The sequence below is a fragment of the Nonomuraea sp. NPDC050394 genome (assembly GCF_044459065.1).
In the GTDB taxonomy this organism is placed as follows: domain Bacteria; phylum Actinomycetota; class Actinomycetes; order Streptosporangiales; family Streptosporangiaceae; genus Nonomuraea.
The window spans coordinates 918,834-942,864 of record NZ_JBITIO010000002.1 but is presented as its reverse complement, the minus strand read 5'-3'; the positions used below and the strand labels follow the sequence as shown (position 1 = coordinate 942,864).

Below are 24,031 nucleotides of genomic sequence, written 5' to 3'. Positions count from 1 at the left end.
CCACACGACCCACACACGAGCCACGCACTCTCCCACGCGAGCCACGCACCCTCACGCGCGCCGCCCTGCCCGCGCGTGTGCTGTCCGCCCCAGGGACGAGGCTCCGCGCAGGCCGCTTGTTTGCGACGGGTGCCGCTTCGGGTGTGCCGCCGCGCGCGAGGCGCTTCACCGGCACTGTCACACGTCTGCCGCTCTGGGGTGCTGCCAGGTGCGCCGCGTGTCGCGTGTGCCCGGAACCCGGAAAACAAAACGACCGGTCGTTCGTATATAGTGGGGCCCATGACCGATGGACGCAGGTTGCGTGGGCAGCGCAGCAGGGAGGCGATTCTCGAACGCACCGTCGCCCTCGCCTCCGTGGACGGGCTCAGCGGCCTCACCCTGGGTCGGCTGGCCGAGGAGTCCGGCATGAGCAAGTCGGGCTTCTTCGCTCACTGGCGCGACAAGGAACAACTCCAGCTGGACGCCGTCGACTGGGCCGCTCGCCAGTGGGTCGACCACATCGTCCGGCCCGCCATGCGCGCCCCCGCCGGTGTACGCCGCCTGTTCACGATGCACGAGGCTCGCCTGCGCTTCTATGAAGACGGCGTCCTCCCGGGCGGCTGCTTCTTCTTCGTCGCCCAGGCCGAGTTCGACGACCGCCCGGGAAAGGTACGCGACCGGGTGGCCAAGGCGATGGCCGACTGGCTCAACGCCGTACGCGCCATGGTCGAGGAAGCCATCACCCTGGGCGAGCTCGGCGACGCCACCAACCCCGGGCGTCTCGCGTTCGAGATCAACGCCCTGGGTGAGGCGACCGTCGCCCATGCCCGGCTGATCGATCCGGCCGAGGCCTACTCCTACTCCCGCGCCGCCGTCCTGCAGCGGTTGCGCGCACTCGCCACCGACCCCTCGCTCCTTCCGGAGGATTGACCGTGACCCAGTTCAAGCCCGTTCAGGTGCACTTCGACGACCTCGATGCCATGGGCCTGCTGCACAACTCCCGCTACGCCCTGCTCGTCGAGCGCGCCGTGTCCGCCTTCTGGACCGAGGCGGGCTGGCGGTTCGACCCGGCGCTGTCGAAGTTCAAGGACTACTACATGGTCGTGCGCGAGTTCAAGATCGTTTACCATGCGCCGGTGGTGGGCCCGGGCGACGTGCTCGTGGAGTTCTGGCTGGAGCGCATGGGACGGACGTCCGGCGTGTACGGCTTCCGCGTCCTGTCGGCCGACGGGACGGTGGTCCACGCCGAAGGCCATCGCGTGAACGTCAACCTCGACTCCACCACCCTGCGGCCCATGCCGTTCTCCCCGGAGATCCGCGAGGCGGCGGCCGTCCTGATGCGTGAGCCCGCCGCGTGCTGAGCACCCGCTGGCTGCCCGGTCCCCATGTGCCCGGCGACACCGCGCTGGTGGTCAGTGAGACCGCCTTCCAGCTCAACCGCGCCGTCGATCTGCCGCGTGCCTGCCGGGCCGGCTGGCGGCTGAGCCGGTTGTGGCCGGAGCTGGAGGGCGCCGTGGCGTTGCGGCTGTGGGCGGACCCGCTGCGGCGCCGTATCGGATCGGTGTCGGTGTGGCGGGCGGGCGCCGATCTCGACCGGTTCGTACGGCTGCGCGCGCACGTCGACATTGTCCGCGCCTACCGGGGCAAGGGCACGCTGACGACCAGGACGTGGGAGAGCATCGGCGTCCCCGGTGGGTGAACTATCCATCGCCGGGTGAAATATCGCTACTCGTTTCCGCACGGGCGGCTACCCAGAGGTGCGACGTGTGCCACGATGGCGCGCAGTCGACGACGGGGAGAGCGCACATGTGTGATGACCCGATGCTGCCCGAACCGGTCGCGGGGGCCCTGCGAGAGTACGGCGGGCTGCTCGGCGAGCACGGCATCACCTGGGGCGAACCGGAGATTCACTACGTCAAGCTCTTCGCCCGCAGACGGGTGCTCCCGCCCGAGCTCCAGGGCCGTTTCTGGCGGGTGGCCTTCGGCCGCCTGGCCGCCCGCCACCCCGGTGAGCCGCTGGAGGGCCTCGGCGCCCGCCTGGCCGAGCCCGACTACGACGAGATCCTGCGCGACACCCTGGACGGCGAACTCCCCGCCCACGCCGCCGCCCTCCGCCTCACCCCCGGGGCCCCGGTGCTCGACGGCACCCCGCACGTGATCCTGCGCGCGGGTGACGAGGCCCGCGTCCCGCTGCTGGTGGACTCACGACGCCAAGAGTCGGCCACCGTCCGCATTGGCGGCTTACGTCGCGAAATATCACCTCAAGGTGCTTGGCTGACCGAGATCACCCCCACCACCGAGGTCACGCTCGACGGCGTCCCGGTGGACACGACACCCCTGTTCAGGGTCGCCGAGGTGGCCAGGGTGAGGCTCCGCTCGCCGTACCCCTGCCGGTGGAGTGTCACCGGCGACGGCGGCCAGGGCTGGTTCCCCGCGGGCGCCCCGCAGCGCCATGACTTCCACGGCCGTCCCTACTTCCACGGTGACGATCTCACCCTCGACGTCCCCGCCGAACCCCTGACGATCACCGCCACCCGCGGCATGGAGTACGACCAGGCCCGCACGGAGCTCACCCCCCGCCCCGGCCACGACCACCAGGTACGGCTCACGCCGCACCGCATCTACCACGCCGCCGCCCGCGGATGGTACGGCGGCGACCTGCACACCCACCTCAACTGGGCCGGTGACCTCATCGCCGCCCCCGCCGACGCCGCGGCCGCCCAGCACGGCGAGGACCTGCACGTCCTGAACCTGCTGGCGGGCAACGTCTCCGGCGCCCGCGTGTACGACCGCGAGGCCCTGTCGCACTGGATCGGCCGCGACCTGCCCTGGTCTGACGCCACGCACATCGCCAGGATGGGCGCCGAGTACCGCAACGACCTGCTCGGCCACGCCTACGCCTTCGGCCTCACGGCCGAGCCGGGCCGCCTGCACACCGGCTTCGACGGCGCGCCCGACTGGCCGCCGAACGCCGCCGCCCTGGCCGGGTTGCGGCGGCTCGGGGCGCTGCTCGGCTACAGCCACCCGTTCGGCCAGCCGGTGCGCGACGACGATCCGGCGAAGGCGTTGTTCGGGCCGGTGGCGCGTGACTGCTCGGCCAGCGCGCTCGTCGCCGACGCCGCGCTCGGCCTGGTCGACAGCCTGGACGTGCTCACCCACGCCTCCATCCCGGCCACCGCTGCCGTCTACCGCCGCCTGCTGGGCGCCGGGAACCGGCTGGCCGTCACCGCCGGGACCGACACGATGATCTCCTTCACCCGCTCCGACAACCAGTCGAACCCGCCCGGCTGGGGCCGCGTCTACGCCCGCGTGGACGGGGCGCTCACCGCGGAGTCGTTCGCCGCGGCCGTGCGGGCCCGGCATACGTTCGCCACGACCGGTCCCTGGCTGGAGCTGTCGGTGGACGGCCACGGACCGGGCGCGGTCATCGACGCGGAGCCGGGCGGGCGGCTGCCGGTCACCGCGACCGCGATCGGCCCCGAGGTGTCGGCGGTGCGCATCCGCACCGCCGACGGGGTGCGGGCGGGCGCCGGACGGCTCGGCGGCGGCGACGACGCGCTGACCGTCACCGTCGAACTCGACGTCGGCGAGCCCACGTACGTGCTGGCCGAGGCCCTGTGCGAGCCGCACCCGCGCACGCTGACCGCCACCGGGTACGCCCTGACCAGCCCCGTCCACGTGGACGTCGGCGGCAGGCAGGTGGCGCGCGGCTCCGACGTGCGCTGGTGCCTGGACTGGCTGGACCTGCTGGAGGACCTGGTCAGAACCCACGCCAGGCTGGACGCGCCGGGCCAGCTGGAGGACCATCTGGAGCTGATCGAACGAGCCAGGGGAGTGTACAGAACCCGGCTAGGCTGATCGCCGATGGACATCAAGAACCTTCTGCGCGAGCACCCCGCGTGGCTCGCCCACCTCGAGTCGCTGGGCGGCTTCGAGGCCCGCCCGCCCGCGCCCGGCGACCTGCTCGGCGAGCTGATGCGGCTGACGGTCCCGCACGAGGACGTCGCCGGGGTGATCACGAGTGCGCCGGAGCCGGGCACGCCGCAGTGGTGGCTGCTCGAACGCTGCGTGCACTCCCTGGTCTCCACCATTGACGTGCTCGACGACCCGCCCTTCTTCCCCGACCTGCCCGAGCTGGGGCCGTACTTCTACGTGCACGTGTTCATGGCGGCGCTGCCGTACACGCGGGAGTTTCATCGCGCGCGCGGCATCCCCGAGGAGGTGTCGCACGAGACGCTCGCCGACATCGGCCGCAACATGGCCGTGCACCGCAAGCGGCACGGCGGGCCGGGGCTGCACGCGCCGTTCTGGTACATGGCCCACGTGCGCGGGATCCTCTACCAGCTGGGGCGGCTGCAGTTCGCCCGCGACCGGATGAACGGCAGGACCCTGGAGGCGGTGCGCGCGGCCGGGGTGCCGGTGGGCGAGCACGGCCGGACGCTGGGCTTGCACATCCCCGACTTCTGCGGGCCGTTCCCGCCCTCGGCCTGCGAAGACTCCCTGGAGCGGGCGCGCGCCTTCTTCCCCAAGCATTTTCCCGGAGAGGACTACCCGGTGGTGACCTGCAGCTCGTGGCTGCTGGACGACCAGTTCGCCCAGTACCTCCCGGCGAGCTCGAACATCATGTCCTTCCAGCGCCGCTTCCGGCTGCTGCACCGCTTCGAGACCAGCGGGATGATGGACTTCGTCTTCGGCGCGGACGCCAAGGCCGACCCGCTGCCGCGCCGTACCAGCCTGGAGCGCGCGATCGCCGGCCACCTCGCCGCCGGCGGCACCTGGTACGGCCGCACCGGCTGGCTGCCCCTCTAGGCGGTCTCCACGAAGGCGGCCAGGCCGTCCAGCATGATCCTGAGGTTGACGGTGAAGATCTCCTCCAGGTCGGCCAGGACGTCCGGGCTGTCGCGCAGCGCGCTCTGGCGCGGGTAGCGGTCGGTGCCCAGCTCCTCGTAGACGGCGGGCACGGTCACCGCGCGCCACTGGCCGAGCGAGATCCCGCCCCGCCGGTCCGCGGTGACCTCGCTCACCCGTAGCAGCGCCAGCCCCTGGACGAGCCCGCTGATACCCAGGTAGAGCCGGTGGGTGGTCACCGGGTCCAGGCCCAGGCCGTCGAACGCGCCGAGTCCGCGCTCGAAGCGGGCCAGCAGGCTCGGGACGAGCGGCGGCCGGACGGTCGCGATCACCTCCAGCAGCCACGGGTGCGCGGAGTAGAGCTCCCACTCCCACCGGGCGGCCGCCTCCAGCTCGGCCCGCCAGCCTCCCGCGACCGGGGGCCCGGAGTCCAGGCCGTCGGCGAAGACGGCCTCGACCATGAGGTCGATCAGCTCGTCCTTGCCCTCGAAGTAGTTGTACAGCGACATCACCTTGACGCCGAGCACGCTCGCCACGTGCCGCATGGACAGGCTCTCCAGGCCGTCGGCGCCGGCGATCCGCACGGCGGTGCGCACGATCAGCTCCCTGGACAGGCCCGCCTCGCCGCGCTGCTCCCGCACCGGCGCCACGACCACGGACCGGCGTGCCCGGTAGGCGCGGGCCTGGCAGGAGCGGGAGCAGTACAGAGGTCTGCGGCCCCGCCCGGCAGGTACGAGTTCCTTTCCGCACCGCGCGCACGCCGTCATTTCATCACACCCTTTTTCCGTGACGAAATGATATCACTTCCCTGCAAATAGCCGGTAGAACAGGAGTCACGTACATCGTAAGGAGGCGGAATGAAAAAGGCGGGCCCGCGGGAATGGGCGGGGCTGGCGATCCTCATGCTGCCCGTCCTGCTCATCTCGGTCACGGTGACCGTGCTGTTCTTCGCGCTGCCCGCGCTGACCGCGGAGCTGGAGCCGAGCGGCACGCAGCAGCTGTGGATCGTGGACGTCTACGCGTTCCTGCTGGCCGGGCTGCTCATCCCGATGGGCCACCTGGGCGACAGGATCGGCCGCAGGCGGTTGCTCCTGCTGGGCGCGGTGGCCTTCGGCGCGGCCTCCGCGGCGGCGGCGTTCGCGCCCAGCGCCGATCTGCTCATCCTCGCCCGCGGCCTGCAGGGCGCCGCCGCGGCCACGCTGATGCCGCCCACGCTCGCGCTCATCCGGGTCCTGTTCGCCGACCAGCGCCAGTTGCGGATGGCGATCGCCGTCTGGGCCGCGGTCTTCACGCTCGGCAGCGTGGCCGGGCCGGTCGCCGGAGGGTGGCTGCTGGAGCACTTCTGGTGGGGATCGGTCTTCCTGATCAACGTGCCGATCATGCTCGTGCTGCTGGCGCTCGGCCCGCTGCTGCCGGAGTACCGCGATCCCGCTCCCGGCCGGTTCGACCCGGCCGGCGGGGTCCTCGTCCTGCTGGCCGCGCTGCCCCTGGTGTACGCGGTGAAGAAGGCCGCCGGGCAGGACTTCTCCGTGGCCATGTGGGTCGCCGCCGCGGCCGGGCCGGTGTTCGCCGTGCTGTTCCTGCGCAGGCAGCGCGCCCAGGCGGACCCGATGCTCGATCTGACGCTCTTCCGGCGGCCCGGCTTCGGCCTGTCCCTGGCCGCCGCCACGCTCGCGGTCTTCGCGCTGGTCGGGACGTTCTACTTCCTCACCCAGTACCTGATGTCGGTGCTCGGCATGCGGCCGATCGCCGCCGGCCTCATGATCGTGCCGGCCGCCGTCAGCTCGGCCGCCGGATCGGTACTCGGCGCGGGCCTCACCCGGTGGCTGCGGCCCGGCCAGGTCATGGGGTCGGGGATGGTCTGCGGGGCGGCCGGGTTCCTGCTGATCGCGGGGCTGGGCACCGAGGCGGACCTGCCGCTGCTGTTCGGCGGGCAGATCCTGCTGGGCTGGGGTATCGGATCGGTCCAGGCGCTCGCCTCCGGCCTGGTCGTGTCCACGGCGCCGCCGGAGAAGGCCGGGTCGGCCTCCGGCCTGTTCGAGTCGGCCACGGAGTTCGGGCAGGCGCTCGGCGCGGCCGTACTCGGCAGCATCGGCATGGCCGTCTACCGTGCGGCGCTCGCCGCGTCCATGCCGCCGGGGGTGCCCGCCGGGCAGGCGGCGACAGCCAGGGAGACCCTGGGCGGCGCCCTCTCCCTCGACGCCGGTACGGCGCTCGCCACCGCGGCCCGCGCGGCCTACGTGGACGGCATGCGCACGGCGGCGCTGGCCGGTGCCGTCGTCATGGTGACCATGGGCGTTCTCGTTCTGCGCGCACGTTCTGGCCGACTGTGCTAAATTCTGGCCATGCGGTCAGAAAATAAGCCGACCGGCCAACGATCGTTCATCGAAGAGGCCAGGCGCACGCAGATCATCGCCTCGGCCATCGAGGTCCTGGCAGAGGCGGGGTGGGCGGGCGCGTCCCTGGCGAACATCGCCAAGCACGCCGGCATCAGCAAAGGCGTCATCTCCTACCACTTCGCCGGCAAGGACGAGCTGATGGAGGAGGTCGTCGAGCAGGTATACGCGCAGATCGCCGCGTACGTGCTGGCGAAGATGGAGGGCGAGAAGTCCGCCACCGAGCTCCTGCGCACCCACGTCCTGGCGGTCGCCGAGCACATGCGCGGCAACCGCACCCGGCTGCAGGCCATCGGCGAGATCTTCCACAACCTGCGCGGCCCGGACGGCGGAGCCCGCTACGGCCCGCAGACCAGCGAGGAGATCTACCAGGCCCTGGAACTGGTCTACAAACTCGGCCAGGACACGGGCGAGTTCCGTGCCTTCGACCGGCGCGTCATGGCGGTCACCCACTCCGCCGCCGTCGACGCCATGTTCAACTACTGGGTGGTCATCCCCGGCCACGACCTCGACGCCCACGCGCGCGAGCTGGCCGACCTCCTCGAAAGGGCCGTCAAGTGAAGACCGAGACCCGCACCAGGCTGACGGCCGTCGACAACCTGCGCGTCGTGCTGACCGCGCTCGTCGTCGTCCACCACGTCGCCGTCACCTACGGCAACATCCCCGCCTGGTACGTCTTCGAAAAGGCGCGGGACGGCACCGGCATCGCCCTGGACCTCCTGGTCATGGTCAACCAGGCGTTCTTCATGGGGTTCTTCTTCCTCATCTCCGGCTTCTTCACCCCGCGCTCCTACGACCGCAAGGGCCCGGGGCCGTTCATGCGCGACCGGCTGAAGCGGCTCGGCATCCCGCTCCTGGCCTACCTGCTGTTCCTGCGGCCCGTCGCGCTGGCCGGGATCTACGACGGCTCCATGCCGTACTGGCACTTCTACATCGGCTCGTGGGACCCGGGACCGATGTGGTTCGTGGAGGTCCTGCTGGTCTTGACCGGCCTCTACGTGTTGTGGCGCCGCTCCGGGCGGCAGATCGAAGAACGGCGCGGCGAGCTGACCCTCCGCGCGATCGCGCTGTTCGTGACCGGGCTGACGCTGGCCGTCTTCGCCTGGCGGTTCCTGGTGCCGGTGGGCCAGTACTGGCCGGTCGCCGGCCTGCCGACGCCCTCCTACCTGCCGCAGTACGCCTCCATGTTCGTCCTGGGCCTGATCGCGCAGCGGCGCGGCTGGTTCGAGACGCTGCCCAGCTCGGCGGCCAGGTACGGGTTCATCGCCGCCGGCGCCGCCTCGGCGGTGCTGCTGCCCGCCGGGATGTGGACCACGGGCTGGGCCGCCCAGCTCGGTACGGCGGCATGGGAGTCGGTGTTCGCGGTCTCGATGGTCATCGCGCTCAGCGTCTGGTTCCGCGACCGCTTCGACCGGCAGGGCCCGTTCGGCAAGTTCCTGGCCGACCAGGCGTTCACCGTCTACATCATCCACCCGCTCGTGCTCGTCGGCATCAGCACCCTGCTGTCCGGCCTGGCCGCGCCGGCCGTCGCCAAGTTCGCGCTCGTGGCGGCGCTGGCACTACCGATCTGCTGGGGTCTGGGCTACCTGGTGCGCTCGATCCCCGGCGCCAGGCGGATTCTCTGAACGGCGGGAACCCCGGGCGGCCGGGCGGTGTATCCGGGACATGAGACGCACGCTCCTCGCCGCGGCCGCCCTGCTGCTGAGCGGCTGCAGCGCCGCCACGGGCGGCACCATACCCTCCGCCGTGCACGAGCCTCCCGGCCGGCGGGTCTGCGCGGGCGCCAACCAGCAGGACTTCGACGCCGGCCTCGACGACCGCGTCGTCGTCTCCGGCCCATCCGCGCTGCTCGCCTTCGGCCTGGCCCCGCCCCCGAGCGCCCCGCCGTCCGGGGGCGGCCAGCCGGTGCGCGGCTTCAAGCTCGCCGTCCGCGCCGAGCCGGGCGCCGACTTCACCGTCACGACCCGCACGGCCGGCACCGCCCTGCTGTTCGACCGCGCGAAGTACCGCCGCGACAACGCCTACTCCCTGTCCGACGGCACGCCCTCCTACCGCTTCACCGGCTGCGCGGACGAGCGCGCGCTGTGGGTGGGCAACGTCCTGACCACCGGCCCGGTCAAGGTCGAGCTCTCCATCCGGTACGGCGCCGCCGACCACCCCGTCACCGTCACCGCCTACGCCAGAAAGTGAAACCCGGCGCCCGCTCTCCCACGTGACCCCGGGCGGCGATTGGGCAGTATGGGGTGTATGCGACTCCGCTCCCGCCTGCACCGCTGGGACAAACGCCTGTTCAAGGCCGTGGCCAACGCGCACCTGCCCGGCCTCGAAAGCGTTCTGCCCCCGCTGTCCAACGCGGCCAACAACGCCGTGCTGTGGGGCCTGATCTCGGGCGGGCTCGCCTTCACCGGCAGGCGCAGACTGCGCAGGGCGGCCACCCGCGGCCTGCTGGCCATCAGCGTGGCCAGCCCGCTGGCCAACATCGCCGCCAAGCGGGCCTTCAACCGCAAGCGCCCGCTGGCCGACTTCCTGCCGCTGGCGCGGGTGCTGAAGACCCCGTCGTCGACCTCGTTCCCCTCGGGCCACTCGGCCACGGCCGCCGCCTTCGCCACCGCGGTCGCGCTGGAGGCGCCCCGGCGGATCAGCGTGCCCGTCGGCGTGGTGGCGGGAGCGGTCTGCTTCTCCCGCGTGTACACCGGCGTGCACTACCCGGGCGACGTGCTGGCCGGGGCGGCCATCGGGGTGGCCGCCGGGCTGTTCACCCGGCGGCTGTGGCCCGACGTGGGCGAGGCCGTACCCGTGCTGAGAAGGACGCGCGCGGCGCGGCCGGAGCGAACGGACGATCAGTCGGAGTAGAAGCCGTCCAGCACCTTGCCGTGGTGCTCCTCCACGACCTTGCGCTTGATCTTGAGGCTGGGGGTCAGCTCCCCGGTCTCCACCGTGAAGTCCCCGGCCAGCACGGCGAACTTCTTCACCGTCTCGTAGCTGGCCAGGCTCGCGTTGACCTCGTCGATCGCCTTCTGGACCTCCGCGCGCATCCTCGGGTGCTCGCGCAGCGCCTCGGCGTCGGCGGGCAGGTTCTCGGCCTCGGCCCAGGGCCGCACCACGTCCATGTCGAGCGTGACCAGGGCGGTGCAGTAGTTGCGCCGGTCGCCGTGGACGAACACGTGCGACAGGTACGGGCAGGCGGCCTTGATCCGGCCCTCCAGGTAGGTGGGCGCGACGTACTTGCCGCCGGAGGTCTTGATGAGCTCCTTCTTGCGGTCGGTGATGCGCAGCCGGCCCTCGTCGTCGAGTTCGCCGATGTCGCCGGTGCGCAGCCAGCCGTCCTCCAGCGCCGCGGCGGTGTCCTCGGGCAGGCCGTGGTAACCGCGCATGATGCCGCGCCCGCCGATGAGCACCTCGCCGTCCTCGGCGATCTTCACGGTGGTGCCGGGCAGGGGCGGGCCCACGGTGCCGAACTTGACGGTGCCGGGCCGGTTGAGGAAGCTGCCCGCCGACGACTCGGTCAGGCCGTAGCCCTCCAGGATGGTCAGGCCGGCGGCGTCGAAGAACTCGGCGATGTCCTGGGACAGCGGGGCCGCGCCGGAGATGAAGAAGCGGATGCGCCCGCCGAAGCGCTCGCGCAGCTTGGCGAAGACGAGCCGGTCGGCCAGGCGGTACTCGAAGCCGGTGGTGACCGGGATGGACGCGCCGCGCTGGCGGGCCCGCACGACGCGTACGCCGGTGGCCTTCGCCCAGGTGAAGATGCGCAGCTTGAGGCCGCCCTCGTTGCGCATGTTCGCCGCCACCGTGTTGTGGATCTTCTCGAAGATGCGCGGCGCGGCGGCCATGAAGGTGGGCCTGAGCACGCCCATGTTCTCGGCGATCTTGTCGAGCCGGCCGTCGAGGGCGGTGGGCACGCCGCAGTCGATCATCACGACCTCCAGCAGCTTGCCGAAGGAGTGGGACAGCGGCAGCCACAGGAAGTGCAGGTCGTCGGGGCCCAGCAGGCCGAGTTCGCGTACCGACGCGGCGGCGAACAGCCAGTTGTCGTGGGTCAGCTCCACCCCCTTGGGCCGCCCGGTGGTGCCGGAGGTGTAGATGAGCGTGGCCAGGTCGTCGGCGGAGATGGCCTCGACCATGGCGTCGAAGTCGCCCTCGCCGGTCACCTCCGCCAGGGGCACCACCCAGCCGTCGTCGGCGGCCGTGCCGTCGATGACCACGACGTGCCGGACGTCGGGCAGTTTCTCGCGCACCGAGCGCAGTTTGGCGACCTGGGCGTCGTCCTCGGCGATGACGAGCGTGCTGCCGGAGTCGGTGATCACGAACGCGGACTCGTCGGCGGTGTTGGACGGGTAGATCGTCGTGGTGGCGGCGCCGGTGGACAGCACGGCCAGGTCGGCCAGGATCCATTCCAGGCGGGTGGAGCACAGCAGCGCCACGCGCGTACCCGGCCCCGAGCCCAGCCCGGCCAGGCCGAGGGCCAGTTCGCGCACCCGGTCGCCGGTTTCTCGCCACGACAGGGACGTCCAGCCGCTCTCGGACGGCGTGCGGTAGGCCTCGGCGTCCGGGGTGGCGTTGACCCGGTCGCGCAGCAAGGCGGGAATGCTGGACATACCTGACCTCCTGAGGGGGGTGTTGGTGCCGACAATAGGACGAACACCCTCGGAGAGTCGATGGTGCCGGTCAGTCACATCCCACGCGTGTCGCGGCGATCGCGACATCCGCCCCGCCGCTCGCACGCACCTCCCAGGCCCCGCAGTCACAGCGGAAGTACGCGACCAGGCCCTCGGACGTGCGATGGGAGGAGACGGCGGTCAGTTCGTGCAGGTGTGCAGAGCGCATGCCTCCAGCCTGATGTAATGAGCTTGTGCATTTCAACGCTTACGGAGGCAACGGGGCGGCGCTGTCCGCCGACCTGGTCAACACCGCCGACCACTCGCCCGGCGCGCTGACGGCGATCCTGTCCGCGAACGCGATGCTGCGCGCCGAGCTCACCCCGGCCCAGGCAGGGGAACTGGAGCTCTGGGCGGGCCGGCTCGATCCCGTCTTCGGCGAGCGCGACCAGGAGACCCAGATCGCGCTGGTCAACGACCTGCTGAAGATGACCGCGGCGACGCCGTACGTCAGCGCGCACGACGGCAGGAAGCCGCACCTGCACTTCTTCGCCATCGACGCCGACATCGTCAGCAGGGCCAAGGACACCACCGCCGGCGGGCTGGCCATGGCCATCTCCTTCTCCGACGGCCGCCGCCTGGGCCGCTGCGACCGCGAGGGCTGCGCGACCGTCTACGTCGACACCTCGCGCAACGGCCGCCGCCGCTTCTGCTCGCTGGCCTGCGCCAACCGGGTCAACGTGGCCAACCACCGGGCCCGCCGGGTCACTCCCTAACCAGGCGGTCCAGGCGCGGCGCGTAGGTGACGTGGAAGACCAGCGACGCCGCGCCGATCGCCGCCGCGTCCGCGGCGATGGGGGAGATCTCCACGCGTACGGCCTGCAGCCCCCGGGCCAGGACCCGGGTGGAGACCGCCCGCCCGATCACGTCCCGGTAGAGCCCGCCCAGTTCCCGCACCGCCGGGCCGCCGAGCACCAGCAGGTCCACGTCGAGCATGTTGACGATCGAGACGGCGGCGTCGGCCAGCCGGTCGGCCGCCTCGGCGGCCACCGACCGCGCGAGCGGGTCCCCGGCGGCCGCGGCGGCGCACACGGCCGCGTGGCTGAGCCGGCCGCGCGTCAGCACCGACTCGGCGCCCAGCGCCAGGCGTTCCCTGGCCGTGGCCACCATCGCGCTAGGGCAGCACAGCGCCTCCACGCAGCCGCGGTTGCCGCAGTAGCACTTGGGCCCGTCCGGCATCACGGTGACGTGGCCGAACTCGGCGGCGTTGAGGGTGCGGCCCCGGTAGACCTGCCCGTCCAGGAACAGCCCGCCGCCGATGCCGGTGCCCAGGTAGAGGTAGGCGAAGCTGGTCACGGCGCGGGCCAGGCCCGCCCACCGCTCGCCGATCGCCGCCGCCGTGGCGTCGTTGTCGACGGTGACGGGGTAGCCGACGTGGCGCTCCAGCAGGCTCCTGATCGGGACCCCGTCCCAGCCGGGCAGGCGCGGCGGGGTGACGATGACGCCGTCGGGGTCGAGCGGGCCGGGGGAGGCCAGGCCCACGCCGAGCACCTTGTGGTCCGGTACGCCGGCCTCCTTCAGCAGGCGGCGGGCGGTACGGGCCAGCGTCCTGACCACCGTCTCCGGCTCGGCCCCGCGTACCGGGCGGTGGAGCTTGACCAGCGGGCGGCCGGCCAGGTCGGCGAGCACGTAGGAGACCTCGCCGGGGTCGAAGTGGATGCCGACGGCGTACCCGGCGGCCGGGTCGACGCGCAGGATCGTGCGGGGCTTGCCGCCGGCGCCGGGCGCCGAGCCGTCCTCGACGACCAGCCCGTCCTCCAGCAGTTTGCGGACGATGACGGAGACGGTCTGCGGTGTCAGCCCGGTGATGCCGGCGATCTGGACCCGGCTGATGCCGTCGGAGGCCTGGACGGCCTCCAGCACGACCGCCCGGTTGTAGGTGCCGACCTTGGGCAGGTTGGTGCCCATCTGCATGAGGTCAATCTCACACGAAGGCGTTGACTCTGTAAATCAATTTGATTTACGTTCTCGGTTAACCGGCGACATAGGGGAGTCCCCCGATGAAACGTGTCCTGATCGCCTCAATCCTCATCATCGGCGTGGCGGCCTGCGGTTCCGGATCGAAGGAGCCCGCCGCCGGCGGCGCCAAAGAGCTCGAAGTCCTCTACAAGGTCGAAACCACCTGGCCGTACCTGGAGAAGATGCTCCAGAACGCCAAGAAGCAGTACGAGGCCACGCACAAGGGCGTGACGATCAAGCTGACCCCGGTGCAGGGCAACAACGAGGCCTACTACACCAAGCTCGCGCTGCTCAACCGCTCCGCCGACTCCGCGCCCGATCTCTACTACCACGACACCTTCCAGGTCAACGCCGACGTCGCCGCGGGCAAGCTGGCCCCGCTCGACGACTACCTCGGCGCCTGGCCCGACTGGGGCACGCAGTTCCCCGACTCGGTCAAGCAGGCCGCCAAGGGCGGCGACGGCAAGATCTACGGGGTCCCGATCAGCACCGACACCCGCGGGCTCTGGTACCACAAGGACGTGCTGGCCAAGGCCGGCATCGCCGTACCGTGGGAGCCCAGGACATGGGCGGACGTGCTCACCGCGGCCCGCGCGGTCAAGCAGAAGGTTCCCGGCGCCATCCCCTTCAGCATGTACTCCACCAAGATCCACGGCGAGGCCGCCACCATGCAGGGCTTCGAGATGCTCCTGTACGGCACGCCCGCCGGCACCCTCTACGACGAGACCCAGAAGAAGTGGACGACCGCGGGCAAGGGCTTCACCGACTCCCTGGCCTTCATCAACACGATCTACCGCGAGAACCTCGGCCCCAAGCTGTCCGACGCCCACAACGCCAAGCTGAACGACAAGCACACGCTGGAGTGGTTCCCGCAGGGCAAGCTCGGCATCCTGCTCGACGGCGCCTGGACCCCCTCGGCCTGGAAGCCGACCGGCACCAAGCCGTGGCCGGAGTGGACGCGGAAGATGGGCTGGACGCGGATGCCGACCCAGAACGGCCAGGAGCCCGGCGCGGTGAGCATGTCGGGCGGCTGGGTGATGGCGATGAGCTCCTATACCCCGCACAAGAAGGAGGCCTTCGACTTCATCACCACCGCCACCAACAAGGAGAACTCGATGCTCTACTCGGTCGGGACCGGTGACCTGGCCACGCGCAAGGACGTCGCCGCCGACCCCGCCTACAGCGCCGACAACCCGTCGGTGAAGTTCTTCACCGACCTGGCCGAGGTCACCCATTACCGTCCGGCCTTCGAGGAGTATCCGAAGGTCTCGGCCGAGGTTCAGGAGGCCATGGAGGCGGTCACCACCGGCGCGCGTAGCCCCGAGGAGGCGGCCAAGGCCTACTCCGACACGCTGCCCGGTGTCGTGGGCGGCCCCGGCAAGGTCGTCGCGGGCGGATGACGGCCACCGCCCTTTCTCCTCCGGTGGCGCGGGGCCCGTCGGGCAGGCGGCGCGCCCTGCGCCGGCTGGCGCCGCTCGGGCCCGCGGTGGTCCTGCTGGTGCTCTTCCTGGCCGGGCCGATCCTGTGGAGCCTGTACGTCGCGTTCACCAACGAGACGCTGTCGGGCACGAACTCGGTCAGCCCGAGCTTCGTCGGCCCGGCCAACTTCGTGCGCATGTTCGGCGACGCCGACTTCGTCAACTCCTTCACGCTCACCTTCGCCTTCGTGGTCGGCTCCGCCGTCGTCGGGCAGAACACGCTCGGCCTGATGATCGCGCTGCTGCAGCGCGGGCGCTCGCGGGCCACGCGCAGCACCGTCAACGGCGTGGTGATCGCGGCGTGGGTGATGCCCGAGGTCGTCGCGGCGCTGTGCTGGTTCTCCTTCCTGGCCGAGGACGGCACGCTCAACACGCTGACCGGCATCGGCCAGGAATGGCTCTACACGGCGCCGATGGTCGCGGTGATCCTGGCCAACGTCTGGCGGGGGACCGCGTTCTCGATGCTGGTGTACTCGGCGGCGCTGTCGGAGGTGCCCGCGGAACTGGTCGAGGCGGCGGCCGTCGACGGCGCCGGCACCTGGCAGCGGCTGTGGCACATCACGCTGCCGCTGATCCGGCGCTCGATCATGGCCAACCTCATGCTGATCACCTTGCAGACGCTGGCCAGCTTCGGGCTGATCTACACCCTGACCGGCGGCGGACCGGGCAACGCCAGCCAGACCACGCCGCTCTACATGTACGACAAGGCTCTGCGCTACGGCGAGATCGCCTACGGCTCGGCCATGGCGCTGGTGATGCTGGTGATCGGGGCGCTGTTCTCGCTGGTGTACCTGCGGCTGATCAAGGTGGAGGACTGAGGGATGGGCCGACTCGCCGCCCGGATCGCGCTGCTGGTCGTGGCCGTGTCGTTCGCGGCGCCGTTCCTGTGGGTGGTCATCGCCTCCGTCCAGCCGGGCGCGGGCCTGTCGGCCCAGCCCACGGGGGAGTTCTCGCTCGGCAACTTCCAGGCGGTGCTCACCTGGGAGACCACGATCCTGCCGGTGATCAACTCCATCGTGATCTCGGCGGGAACCGCGCTGATCACCGTGCTGGTCGCGGCGCTGGCCGCCTACCCGCTCTCACGTTACGAACTGCGCTACAAACGCTCGTTCATGCTGACGCTGCTGTTCACGACCGGGCTGCCGCTGACGGCGATCATCGTGCCGGTCTACTCGATGTTCTACCGCTTCAACCTCTACGGCTCGGTGCCGGCGATGGTGCTGTTCCTGGCGGCCAGCGCCCTGCCGTTCGCGATCTGGCTGATGAAGAACTTCATGGACGGCGTACCGGTCGGGCTGGAGGAGGCGGCCTGGGTGGACGGGGCCGGCTGGGTGCAGTCGCTGGTGCGCGTGGTCGGCCCGCTGATGGCGCCGGGCATCGCCGTGGTCGGCATCTTCGTCTTCGTCGGCCAGTGGGGCAACTTCTTCGCCCCCTTCGTGCTGCTGGACGAGCCGGAGGAGGCGCCGGCGGCGGTCACCATCTACACCTTCTTCTCCCAGTACGGCCAGGTGGCCTACGGCGAGCTGGCGGCGTTCTCGATCATCTACACGGCCCCGGCGGTCGTGCTCTACGTGGCGGTCAACAAGTATCTGGCCGGCACCTTCAACCTCGGCGGCGCGGTCAAGGGCTGAAAGGAGCTTGCGGCGAAATCTTGGGTCGCCTACACTTTTCCACGTCTTATCGCCTAGCCCTGGGGGCAGCTGACGTGAAGGTTTGAGGTCGCGGGCACCGCGCCGTTCCGCCCTGTCGTGGGCACGCGCGCAACCTGGACCTCTGGCGTTCCGCCACCTCACACGGGCGTTTCGCGGTGTTTCCCGCCAAAGTCACGAATTCTTGATCTTTGTGATGGGAGCCACCTCATGTCTTTTTCCGTGGTCATCGACCGCGTTTCCTACGGCTGGGCCGACGGAACGCTGGTCCTCGACCGGCTCGAAACCGCCTTCCCCGCGGGACGTACCGGGCTGATCGGCGCCAACGGGTCGGGAAAGTCCACCCTGCTCAAGATCCTCGCCGGGGAACTCCGGCCCACCGGCGGCAGCGTGAGCCTGGCCGGCCGGGTCGGCTACCTCGCGCAGAACCTCACCCTGCGCCGGGAGTCCACCGTCGCCGGCCTGCTCGGCATCGCCGGGGTCCGGGCGGCGCTGCACGCCATCGAGTCCGGCGACGTCGCCGTCGCGCACTTCGAGACCGTCGGCGACGACTGGGACGTCGAGGAACGGGCGCGCGCCGAACTCGACCGGCTCGGCCTGGACCACGTCGGCCTCGACCGGACCGTCGGCACGCTGTCCGGCGGCGAGGTCGTCATGGTCGGGCTGGCCGCGCAGTTCCTCAAGAACCCCGAGGTGCTGCTGCTCGACGAGCCCACCAACAACCTCGACCTCCAGGCGCGCGAACGGCTCTACGCCGCCGTCGGCTCCTGGACCGGGGTCCTGGTGATGGTCAGCCACGACCGCGCCCTGCTGGCGCTCGCCGACCAGATCGCCGAGCTCCGGGAGGGCCGGGTACGCCTGTTCGGCGGCAACCTGGACGACTACGAGCGCATGCTCGCGGCCGAGCAGGAGAGCGCCGAGCGGATGGTGCGCACCGCCGAGGCGGACGTGCGCAGGCAGAAGCGCGACCTCGCCGACGCGCACGTCAAGCTTGACCGCCGGGTCCGCTACGGCAACAAGATGAGCGCCCAGAAGCGAGAGCCGAAGATCATCATGAACGCCCGCAAGCGGGAGGCCCAGGTCTCCGCGGGCAAGCACCGGATCATGCACACCGAGAAGCTGGAGGGAGCCATCGACCGGCTGGCCGAGGCCGAGCAGGGCGTCCGCGAGGACCGCGAGATCCGCATCCCGCTGCCCGAGACCGCCGTACCCTCCGGGCGGGTGGTCCTGGACCTGCCGCTGGAGTCCGCCGCCCGGCCGGACGGCGGCGCCGTACTGGAGAAGCTGCTCGTGCAGGGGCCCGAGCGGATCGCGCTGACCGGCGCCAACGGTTCGGGCAAGACCACGCTGCTGCGGCGGATCGCCGGGCAGGGCGCCCTGGTGCCCTCCCGCTACCTGCCGCAGCGCCTCGACCTGCTGGACGAGGGCAGGAGCGTGCTCGACAACGTGCGCCTCCTCGCCCCGGACGCCGGGGTCACCGAGGTGCGCTCGCGGCTGGCCAGGTTCCTGTTCCGGGGCGAGCGGGTGCACCAGCCGGTGTCCACGCTGTCGGGTGGCGAGCGCTTCCGCGCGACGCTGGCGGCGCTGCTGTCGGCCGATCCGGCCCCGCAGCTGCTCCTGCTGGACGAGCCCACCAACAACCTCGACCTGGCCAGTGTGCGGCAGCTCACCCAGGCGCTGTCGGCCTACCGGGGCGCGCTGATCGTGGCCAGCCACGACCTGCCGTTCCTGCGGGAGCTGGGCATCACCCGCTGGCTGCGCCAGGACAGGGAGCACGGCCTGTCGGAATCGTGAATTGACGCAAGGGGATCAACCGGGCAATAGTGTGGCAGGTGGCTGTCCCCCGGTTGATGACCTGCGTGCTCGCCCTCGCGACCCTTACCGCCTGTACCTCAGGTGTCAGCGGACCGACCGGTGGTGAGCCCGTCGCCAGGGGCGTGGCCGGCGGCCCGGGCACCGCCAAGCCCAGCACCGGCACGGGAACCACCGCACCGCCCGCCACGGCGCTCACCCCGGAGAGCTACAAGAGCGAGCTGTCGGGCCGCAAGCGGGCCATGACCGACGCGATCGACTCCATGATGGGCGCGCGCACGGTCAAGACCCTGAACACGCGGGTGGAACGTGCCGAGGAAGCACTGCGCGGCGCCGCCGACGAGCTGTCGGCGGTGACACCCCCGCAGGAGGTACGCGCCCAGCACGACGCCTACGTCGGCAGCCTGCGCGAGTTCGCCGCCCAGCTCGGCTCGACCCTCGGCAAGGTCGGCAGCCGTGACGTGTGCACCCCGGGCGGCGTGCTCACCGATCTCAGCGCCGCCCTCAAGCAGCTCGACGAGACCGGCGCCGCGCTGCAGGCGGCCGGCGACTACCCGGCCGACGTGATCGAGGTCAAGGCCGGGGCCAAGCAGAGCCGGCGGCTGAGCACCGGCAAGTTCATCAAGCGCGAGAACCTCAACGGCCGCAGCTCGCTGCAGATCGACAACGGCTCCACCCGCGACGCCGTCGTGACCGTGATGCGCGGCGGCACCAAGGCCTTCAGCATCTACGTCCGCAAGAAGGGCAAGTACAAGGTACGCGGCGTCCGCGACGGCAACTACAAGATCTACTTCACCCACGGCGTCGACTGGGACGGCAAGAACAGGGCCTTCACCCGCGACTGCAGCTTCGAACGCTTCCAGAAGTCGGTGAAGTTCAAGACCACCTACACCGCCTCGCAGATCCTCTGGCACGACTGGCGGATCACCCTGCACGCGGTCTCCGGCGGCAACGCGCCGACCGACCCCGTGGACCCGGAGAGCTTCCCCAAGTAGGCCGAAGGGCCGCGCGGACGCCCGCGCGGCCCTCTCGTCACGTCAGGAGGAGACGTTTAGGACGAGACGTTCAGGAGGAGAACAGCATGCCGAGGAAGCTGTCCTTGCGACGGTGACCGTGGTGGTAGCCACCGTGGTGGCCGCCGTGCGACGGAGCGCCCCAGGCCGGGCCGCCGGGCGCGGGCGGCGGCGCGCTGCGGTACTGCGACTCCATCCTGGTGATCGTCTCGAGCTCGCCATAGTCCAGGAAGATCCCCCGGCAGTTGTCACACTGCTCGATGTGGACCCCGTTGCGCTCGTATGTCCGCATGTTGCCGCGGCACTTGGGGCACTGCATCCGCTTGATCTCCTTGCCGTCAGGGGAAAAACTCTGTGCGTGCGCCACTATGGCAGGCCCTGAGGGAGCCCGACAATTCTGTCGCACGCCTCGATCAACGAATGCTCCACCTCGTCGAGTTCCCGGCCGTCGCGGGCGGCGTTCACGACCGCGACCGCCGCCAGCTGGGCGGTCAGCGCACGGGTCGGCACGTCCAGCCTGGCCCACGGGTCGTCCGGGTCCAGCGCGGGGCCGCCGGAGGCCAGGTAGGCGCCCAGGAAACGGTCCCAGATGGGCGCCTCCAGCAGCCCCGCCGCGTACCAGGCCGCCGGGCGGGCCAGATCCCAGACCGGGTCGCCGACGCCCAGGTCGTCGATGTCGATGAGCAGCCAGCGCTCCCGCCGTACCAGCTGGCCCAGATGCCAGTCGCCGTGGGTCAGCAGGCCGGGGGCGGGCTCGGGCTCGGGCAGACCGGCGAAGGTCATCCGGATGAGCTGCTCGACCGGGCCGTCACCCGCCATGCGCCGCACCGCGCGGGCGGCGCGCGCGGGGCCGCCCGCCGCGGGCAGCGGCGACACCACCGGCAGGGGTACGGCGTGCAGCCGCGCCAGCAGCCTGGCCCCCTCCTCCCACGGCGCGGTGTCCGGATCGACGGTCTGCCCGGCGGGCCAGACGGTGACGGCCCGTCCCGCCACGTCGAGCACCTCGGTGTCGAGTGGCGCGAGCATGATCCCGCTGAGCGCGGCGGCCCCTGCGGCCCGCAACCGGGGCGCCAGCAGCACCGGGTCGTCGCGCACGGAGTGCGCCTTGACCACGACCTCGCCCCTGCGCAGCACGACCACGTCCGTGCGGCTGGGATGGACGTCGGGCGCGCCCGTGCCCCCGTAGTCCGCCGCCACCCTCGCCAGTTCTTCCGTGAGACCCACTTGATAAGACTAGGTGTCCCAGCACGATGCCAAAGCGGGAGATGTCATGAAGATCAGCTTCGGGGTGCCGATCTCAGGGCCGTGGGCCCGGCCGGACAACATGCGCAGGGTGGCCGGTCGCGCGGAGGAGCTCGGCTACGCGGGCCTGTGGACCTTCCAGCGCCTGCTCTATCCGGAGGGCCACGCGATGGGGCCCGTCTACCGCAGCGTGCACGACCCGCTCATCACGCTGGCCCACCTGTCGGCCGTCACCGAGCGGGTCGAACTGGGCGTGGGGGTGGTCAACGCGTTCATGCAGCCGGTGATGCTGGCCAAGCAGCTCGCCACCCTCCAGACGCTCGCCGGCGGGCGGCTGGTGGCCGGGGTGGGGCTGGGCTGGCTGGAGGAGGAGTTCACCGCCTCGGGCGTGGACTTCGCCGGGCGCGGGCGCAGGGGAGAGGAGTTCGTGCGGGTGCTGCGCGCCTGCTGGAACGACGAGGTCGTGGCGCACGAGGGCGAGTTCTACCGGGTTCCGCCCGCGCACATGGACCCCAAGCCGGAGCCCGGTCCGCCGCCCGTCCTGATGGGCGGGGTCGCCGAGCCGGCGCTGCGCAGGGCCGGGCGGATCGCCGGCGGCTGGATGAGCTCCAGCCGCGAGGACCTGACCACGATCGACCGGAAGATCGCCCAGGTGAAGACGGCGGCCGAGGAGGCCGGGCGCGACCCCGCCGCCCTGCGCTTCGTCGTCAGAGGCGTCACCCAGGTCCGGACCGGGCAGCGCGCGCCGCTGACCGGCACCTACGCGGAGATCCGCGCCGACGTGGACGAGCTGGCCGCCAAGGGCGTCACCGAGGTCTTCCACGACCTCAACTTCGACCCCGAGATCGTCACGGCGCCCGCGCCGGAGGCCATGCGCCGGGCCGAGGAGGCGCTGGAGGCGCTCGCTCCCGCTTCCTGACGCCGGAAGGGCTACTGGGTGAGTCTCAGCGCCGCCGCGGCGCCGGCGTGGCTACCTGGGCGAGGGGGAGCGCTTCCGCGGCTACCGGGCGAGGAGGAGTGCCTCCGCGGCGACGGCGTGGCGCAGGGCGCGGATGCCGTCCCTGCCGCGCACCGGGTGGACGGCGTTGGTGAGCAGGACGACGGTCAGGCGGCGCACGGGGTCGACGACCAGCGAGGTGCCGGTGAACCCGGAGTGGCCGAAGGCGCCTTCCAGCGGCCCGACGATGGACGGGTCGCCGATGCGCACGCCGAGCCCGTGACGGAACGCGGCGCCCTCCGCGCCCTGGTCGCGCAGCATCTCGGCGACGGTCTCCGGCCGCAGGACGGGCCCGCCGCCGAGCCGCAGGTTCTCGCCGAAGCGCAGCACGTCGTCGGCGGTGGAGAAGATCCCGGCGTGCCCGGCGACGCCGCCGAGGCCGTAGGCGGTCTCGTCGTGCACCCGGCCGCGCACGCAGCCGGGGCCGGGACGCTCCGGCTTCCACTCGGTGGCGGCGATCCTGGGCAGCCTGTCCGCGCCGGGGTTGTATCCGGTGTCGGCCAGGCCGAGCGGCCCGGTCACGCGGGCCCGCACGAGCTCGTCGAGCGGCGCCCCGCCGGCGAGCTCGGCGATCCGCCCCACGGTGACCATGCCGACGTCGGTGTAGAGGTACGGCCCGCCGACCGCACCGGTGACCGGCGTGCCGGCCATGGCGGCCATGCGCGTGGCCGGGCCGGCGTCCGGCAGTTCGAGGTCGATGCGGCGCGTCGCCTGCAGCCCGGCGGTGTGCGTGAGCAGCCGGCGCAGCGTGACGCGCGGATCCTTGCCGGGCAGCCACCGCGCCACCGGCTCGTCCAGCCCGGCCAGCCCGTCCTCCGTCAGCGACAGCACGGCCGCCGTGGTGAACAGCTTGCTGATCGAGGCCAGGTCGAAGATCGAGTCGCGCCGGGCCGCCGGCCGTTCGGGAGCGAGGGTGAACTCCAGGTCGGTGTAGCGGACCAGCTCGCCCGCGACCGATGAGGCGGCCACGACGCCGTCGACGGCGATGACCGCCACGGCCGCCGGGGCGGTGCCGGGAACCGCTTCCGCCAGGATCGCGTCGAGCCGGTCGGACATCAGCTCTGCGCGCCTTCCAGTGCGTCGGCCAGCCGTTCGCCGTGCTCCTCCAGCAGACTGCGGGCGGCCTCGACGCCGATGCCGTGCCTGATCATCAGGACGGCGACCTTGGTCTGGCCGTCGGCGGCCTCAAGCGTCGTGCGGGCGGTCTCGGCGTCGGCGCCGGTGATGTCGCCGACCATGCGCACGGCCCGCCCGGCCAGCTTGGAGTTCATGGCCGACATCTCGATCATCTGGTTGCCGTAGGTACGGCCCAGCCTGATCATCGAGATCGTCGAGATCATGTTCAGCACCAGCTTCTGGGCGGTGCCCGCCTTGAGCCGGGTCGAGCCGGTCACCACCTCGGGGCCCACGACGACCTCGATCCCGTGCTCGGCCGCCGCCGACAGGGGCGCGCCCGTGTTGCACGACAGGCCCACGGTCAGCGCACCGCGCCCGGTCGCCTCACCGAGCGCGCCGATCACGAAAGGGGCGCGCCCGCTGGCCGAGACGCCGACGACGGAGTCGTCCGCGCCGACCTCCAGCTCCGCGATCGCGGCGGCGCCCGCCTCGGCGTCGTCCTCGGCGCCTTCGATGGAGCGGGTCAGCGCGTCGGGTCCGCCGGCGATGATGCCCTGGACCAGCGACGGGTCGGTGCCGAACGTGGGCGGGCACTCCGAGGCGTCCAGCACCGCCAGCCGGCCCGAGGTGCCGGCGCCGACGTACAGCAGCCTGCCCCCGGCGGCCATCCGCGCGGCGATCGCGTCGATGGCGGCGGAGATGTCCGGCACGGCGGCGGCGACCGCGGCGGGAACGGACGCGTCGGCCTGGTTCATCAACTCGGCGATCTGCTCGGTCGGCAGCCGGTCAATCTGGCTGTAGCGCGGATCGCTCTGTTCCGTGGACAGCTCCGGATCACTCATGACGCTAATTTCCACCATCTACTTCTCTCTTGTAAATAACTTTCA

At 71.5% G+C, this 24,031-nt stretch carries 25 protein-coding genes; 17 read left to right on the top strand and 8 right to left on the bottom strand.

Annotated features, from left to right (window positions below):
* The first annotated feature begins 279 nt into the window (after window positions 1-279).
* The 5 genes from ACIBKY_RS12380 (at window position 280) to ACIBKY_RS12360 (ending at window position 4,788) form a co-directional block, all read left to right on the top strand.
* Window positions 280-909, top strand: a complete 630-nt coding sequence (locus ACIBKY_RS12380; RefSeq protein ID WP_397096731.1) for a TetR/AcrR family transcriptional regulator — start codon at window positions 280-282, stop codon at window positions 907-909.
* A gap of 2 nt (window positions 910-911) precedes the next feature.
* Window positions 912-1,340 (top strand): acyl-CoA thioesterase, encoded by a 429-nt coding sequence (locus ACIBKY_RS12375; RefSeq protein WP_397096730.1) that lies wholly within the window; start codon window positions 912-914, stop codon window positions 1,338-1,340.
* Complete coding sequence (locus ACIBKY_RS12370) at window positions 1,334-1,678, top strand: hypothetical protein (protein WP_397096729.1); 345 nt, start codon at window positions 1,334-1,336, stop codon at window positions 1,676-1,678. The genes ACIBKY_RS12375 and ACIBKY_RS12370 overlap by 7 nt, the downstream gene beginning before the upstream one ends.
* Before the next feature lie 107 nt (window positions 1,679-1,785).
* Window positions 1,786-3,837 (top strand): CehA/McbA family metallohydrolase, encoded by a 2,052-nt coding sequence (locus ACIBKY_RS12365; RefSeq protein ID WP_397096728.1) that lies wholly within the window; start codon window positions 1,786-1,788, stop codon window positions 3,835-3,837.
* A 6-nt stretch (window positions 3,838-3,843) separates the two neighbouring features.
* Complete coding sequence (locus tag ACIBKY_RS12360; RefSeq protein WP_397096727.1) at window positions 3,844-4,788, top strand: acyltransferase domain-containing protein; 945 nt, start codon at window positions 3,844-3,846, stop codon at window positions 4,786-4,788.
* Here ACIBKY_RS12360 and ACIBKY_RS12355 read toward each other — a convergent pair.
* Complete coding sequence (locus tag ACIBKY_RS12355; RefSeq protein WP_397096726.1) at window positions 4,785-5,594, bottom strand: TetR/AcrR family transcriptional regulator C-terminal domain-containing protein; 810 nt, start codon at window positions 5,592-5,594, stop codon at window positions 4,785-4,787. The genes ACIBKY_RS12360 and ACIBKY_RS12355 overlap by 4 nt on opposite strands.
* A 90-nt stretch (window positions 5,595-5,684) precedes the next feature.
* Here ACIBKY_RS12355 and ACIBKY_RS12350 point away from each other — a divergent pair, with 90 nt between their 5' ends.
* The 5 genes from ACIBKY_RS12350 to ACIBKY_RS12330 are packed head-to-tail and all read left to right on the top strand — an operon-like array spanning window position 5,685 to window position 10,076.
* The gene (locus tag ACIBKY_RS12350) at window positions 5,685-7,163 is read left to right on the top strand and encodes an MFS transporter (protein WP_397096725.1); all 1,479 of its coding nucleotides are present in this window, start codon (window positions 5,685-5,687) and stop codon (window positions 7,161-7,163) included.
* A gap of 9 nt (window positions 7,164-7,172) precedes the next feature.
* Window positions 7,173-7,784 carry a TetR/AcrR family transcriptional regulator gene (locus ACIBKY_RS12345; protein ID WP_397096724.1) on the top strand — a complete coding sequence of 204 codons (612 nt, stop codon included), beginning with the start codon at window positions 7,173-7,175 and terminating at the stop codon, window positions 7,782-7,784.
* Complete coding sequence (locus ACIBKY_RS12340) at window positions 7,781-8,848, top strand: acyltransferase family protein (RefSeq protein ID WP_397096723.1); 1,068 nt, start codon at window positions 7,781-7,783, stop codon at window positions 8,846-8,848. Before ACIBKY_RS12345 ends, ACIBKY_RS12340 begins: the two co-directional genes overlap by 4 nt.
* A 40-nt stretch (window positions 8,849-8,888) precedes the next feature.
* Entirely contained in the window at window positions 8,889-9,413 is a 525-nt protein-coding gene (locus ACIBKY_RS12335; RefSeq protein WP_397096722.1) for a hypothetical protein, read from the top strand.
* Between the two features lie 57 nt (window positions 9,414-9,470).
* Complete coding sequence (locus ACIBKY_RS12330) at window positions 9,471-10,076, top strand: phosphatase PAP2 family protein (protein WP_397096721.1); 606 nt, start codon at window positions 9,471-9,473, stop codon at window positions 10,074-10,076.
* On the opposite strand, the gene ACIBKY_RS12325 is transcribed toward ACIBKY_RS12330, so the two are convergent.
* Window positions 10,064-11,818, bottom strand: a complete 1,755-nt coding sequence (locus ACIBKY_RS12325) for an AMP-dependent synthetase/ligase (RefSeq protein ID WP_397096720.1) — start codon at window positions 11,816-11,818, stop codon at window positions 10,064-10,066. The two genes, ACIBKY_RS12330 and ACIBKY_RS12325, sit on opposite strands and share 13 nt — an antisense overlap.
* Window positions 11,819-11,888: 70 nt before the next feature.
* Window positions 11,889-12,047, bottom strand: coding sequence for a hypothetical protein (locus ACIBKY_RS12320; protein WP_397096719.1), 159 nt, complete (start codon window positions 12,045-12,047; stop codon window positions 11,889-11,891).
* A gap of 25 nt (window positions 12,048-12,072) precedes the next feature.
* Between ACIBKY_RS12320 and ACIBKY_RS12315 the strand changes: the two genes are divergently transcribed.
* Window positions 12,073-12,594 carry a CGNR zinc finger domain-containing protein gene (locus tag ACIBKY_RS12315; protein WP_397096718.1) on the top strand — a complete coding sequence of 174 codons (522 nt, stop codon included), beginning with the start codon at window positions 12,073-12,075 and terminating at the stop codon, window positions 12,592-12,594.
* On the opposite strand, the gene ACIBKY_RS12310 is transcribed toward ACIBKY_RS12315, so the two are convergent.
* Window positions 12,584-13,792 carry an ROK family transcriptional regulator gene (locus ACIBKY_RS12310; protein WP_397096717.1) on the bottom strand — a complete coding sequence of 403 codons (1,209 nt, stop codon included), beginning with the start codon at window positions 13,790-13,792 and terminating at the stop codon, window positions 12,584-12,586. The two genes, ACIBKY_RS12315 and ACIBKY_RS12310, sit on opposite strands and share 11 nt — an antisense overlap.
* Before the next feature lie 86 nt (window positions 13,793-13,878).
* On the opposite strand from ACIBKY_RS12310, the gene ACIBKY_RS12305 reads away from it, so the two are divergent.
* From ACIBKY_RS12305 to ACIBKY_RS12285, 5 genes are all read left to right on the top strand, one after another.
* Window positions 13,879-15,237 carry an extracellular solute-binding protein gene (locus tag ACIBKY_RS12305; RefSeq protein WP_397096716.1) on the top strand — a complete coding sequence of 453 codons (1,359 nt, stop codon included), beginning with the start codon at window positions 13,879-13,881 and terminating at the stop codon, window positions 15,235-15,237.
* Window positions 15,234-16,133 carry a carbohydrate ABC transporter permease gene (locus tag ACIBKY_RS12300; protein WP_397096715.1) on the top strand — a complete coding sequence of 300 codons (900 nt, stop codon included), beginning with the start codon at window positions 15,234-15,236 and terminating at the stop codon, window positions 16,131-16,133. The genes ACIBKY_RS12305 and ACIBKY_RS12300 overlap by 4 nt, the downstream gene beginning before the upstream one ends.
* 3 nt (window positions 16,134-16,136) lie before the next feature.
* The gene (locus ACIBKY_RS12295; protein ID WP_379619778.1) at window positions 16,137-16,946 is read left to right on the top strand and encodes a carbohydrate ABC transporter permease; all 810 of its coding nucleotides are present in this window, start codon (window positions 16,137-16,139) and stop codon (window positions 16,944-16,946) included.
* A 228-nt stretch (window positions 16,947-17,174) separates the two neighbouring features.
* Window positions 17,175-18,758: an ABC-F family ATP-binding cassette domain-containing protein gene (locus ACIBKY_RS12290; RefSeq protein ID WP_397096714.1), complete on the top strand. Its 1,584-nt coding sequence runs from the start codon at window positions 17,175-17,177 to the stop codon at window positions 18,756-18,758.
* A gap of 38 nt (window positions 18,759-18,796) precedes the next feature.
* The gene (locus ACIBKY_RS12285) at window positions 18,797-19,771 is read left to right on the top strand and encodes a hypothetical protein (protein WP_397096713.1); all 975 of its coding nucleotides are present in this window, start codon (window positions 18,797-18,799) and stop codon (window positions 19,769-19,771) included.
* Window positions 19,772-19,841: 70 nt separating this feature from the next.
* Here the strand turns inward: ACIBKY_RS12285 and ACIBKY_RS12280 are convergent, their stop codons facing one another.
* Together ACIBKY_RS12280 and ACIBKY_RS12275 are read right to left on the bottom strand one after the other, a co-directional pair.
* Window positions 19,842-20,108, bottom strand: coding sequence for a zf-TFIIB domain-containing protein (locus ACIBKY_RS12280; RefSeq protein ID WP_397096712.1), 267 nt, complete (start codon window positions 20,106-20,108; stop codon window positions 19,842-19,844).
* Window positions 20,109-20,155: 47 nt separating this feature from the next.
* Window positions 20,156-21,013 (bottom strand): phosphotransferase, encoded by an 858-nt coding sequence (locus tag ACIBKY_RS12275; protein WP_397096711.1) that lies wholly within the window; start codon window positions 21,011-21,013, stop codon window positions 20,156-20,158.
* A gap of 46 nt (window positions 21,014-21,059) precedes the next feature.
* Here ACIBKY_RS12275 and ACIBKY_RS12270 point away from each other — a divergent pair, with 46 nt between their 5' ends.
* Entirely contained in the window at window positions 21,060-21,950 is an 891-nt protein-coding gene (locus ACIBKY_RS12270) for a TIGR03619 family F420-dependent LLM class oxidoreductase (protein WP_397096710.1), read from the top strand.
* Window positions 21,951-22,031: 81 nt separating this feature from the next.
* Here ACIBKY_RS12270 and ACIBKY_RS12265 read toward each other — a convergent pair whose 3' ends face one another.
* Both ACIBKY_RS12265 and murQ read right to left on the bottom strand, forming a co-directional pair.
* Window positions 22,032-23,084 carry a serine hydrolase domain-containing protein gene (locus ACIBKY_RS12265; protein ID WP_397096709.1) on the bottom strand — a complete coding sequence of 351 codons (1,053 nt, stop codon included), beginning with the start codon at window positions 23,082-23,084 and terminating at the stop codon, window positions 22,032-22,034.
* The gene (gene murQ, locus ACIBKY_RS12260) at window positions 23,084-23,986 is read right to left on the bottom strand and encodes an N-acetylmuramic acid 6-phosphate etherase (protein ID WP_397096708.1); all 903 of its coding nucleotides are present in this window, start codon (window positions 23,984-23,986) and stop codon (window positions 23,084-23,086) included. The genes ACIBKY_RS12265 and murQ overlap by 1 nt, the downstream gene beginning before the upstream one ends.
* Window positions 23,987-24,031 lie beyond the last annotated feature (45 nt).

What these genes read in the sequence shown, in the direction of transcription:
- ACIBKY_RS12345 (WP_397096724.1), top strand. Translation starts at nt 7,173, where the DNA reads ATGCGGTCAGAAAATAAGCCGACCGGCCAACGATCGTTCATCGAAGAG.
- ACIBKY_RS12290 (WP_397096714.1), top strand. Translation starts at nt 17,175, where the DNA reads ATGTCTTTTTCCGTGGTCATCGACCGCGTTTCCTACGGCTGGGCCGAC.
- ACIBKY_RS12305 (WP_397096716.1), top strand. Translation starts at nt 13,879, where the DNA reads ATGAAACGTGTCCTGATCGCCTCAATCCTCATCATCGGCGTGGCGGCC.
- ACIBKY_RS12380 (WP_397096731.1), top strand. Translation starts at nt 280, where the DNA reads ATGACCGATGGACGCAGGTTGCGTGGGCAGCGCAGCAGGGAGGCGATT.
- ACIBKY_RS12320 (WP_397096719.1), bottom strand. Translation starts at nt 12,047, where the DNA reads ATGCGCTCTGCACACCTGCACGAACTGACCGCCGTCTCCTCCCATCGC.
- ACIBKY_RS12365 (WP_397096728.1), top strand. Translation starts at nt 1,786, where the DNA reads ATGTGTGATGACCCGATGCTGCCCGAACCGGTCGCGGGGGCCCTGCGA.
- ACIBKY_RS12350 (WP_397096725.1), top strand. Translation starts at nt 5,685, where the DNA reads ATGAAAAAGGCGGGCCCGCGGGAATGGGCGGGGCTGGCGATCCTCATG.
- ACIBKY_RS12280 (WP_397096712.1), bottom strand. Translation starts at nt 20,108, where the DNA reads ATGCAGTGCCCCAAGTGCCGCGGCAACATGCGGACATACGAGCGCAAC.
- ACIBKY_RS12325 (WP_397096720.1), bottom strand. Translation starts at nt 11,818, where the DNA reads ATGTCCAGCATTCCCGCCTTGCTGCGCGACCGGGTCAACGCCACCCCG.
- ACIBKY_RS12335 (WP_397096722.1), top strand. Translation starts at nt 8,889, where the DNA reads ATGAGACGCACGCTCCTCGCCGCGGCCGCCCTGCTGCTGAGCGGCTGC.
- ACIBKY_RS12355 (WP_397096726.1), bottom strand. Translation starts at nt 5,594, where the DNA reads ATGACGGCGTGCGCGCGGTGCGGAAAGGAACTCGTACCTGCCGGGCGG.
- ACIBKY_RS12270 (WP_397096710.1), top strand. Translation starts at nt 21,060, where the DNA reads ATGAAGATCAGCTTCGGGGTGCCGATCTCAGGGCCGTGGGCCCGGCCG.
- ACIBKY_RS12265 (WP_397096709.1), bottom strand. Translation starts at nt 23,084, where the DNA reads ATGTCCGACCGGCTCGACGCGATCCTGGCGGAAGCGGTTCCCGGCACC.
- ACIBKY_RS12310 (WP_397096717.1), bottom strand. Translation starts at nt 13,792, where the DNA reads ATGCAGATGGGCACCAACCTGCCCAAGGTCGGCACCTACAACCGGGCG.
- murQ (WP_397096708.1), bottom strand. Translation starts at nt 23,986, where the DNA reads ATGAGTGATCCGGAGCTGTCCACGGAACAGAGCGATCCGCGCTACAGC.
- ACIBKY_RS12330 (WP_397096721.1), top strand. Translation starts at nt 9,471, where the DNA reads ATGCGACTCCGCTCCCGCCTGCACCGCTGGGACAAACGCCTGTTCAAG.
- ACIBKY_RS12300 (WP_397096715.1), top strand. Translation starts at nt 15,234, where the DNA reads ATGACGGCCACCGCCCTTTCTCCTCCGGTGGCGCGGGGCCCGTCGGGC.
- ACIBKY_RS12360 (WP_397096727.1), top strand. Translation starts at nt 3,844, where the DNA reads ATGGACATCAAGAACCTTCTGCGCGAGCACCCCGCGTGGCTCGCCCAC.
- ACIBKY_RS12295 (WP_379619778.1), top strand. Translation starts at nt 16,137, where the DNA reads ATGGGCCGACTCGCCGCCCGGATCGCGCTGCTGGTCGTGGCCGTGTCG.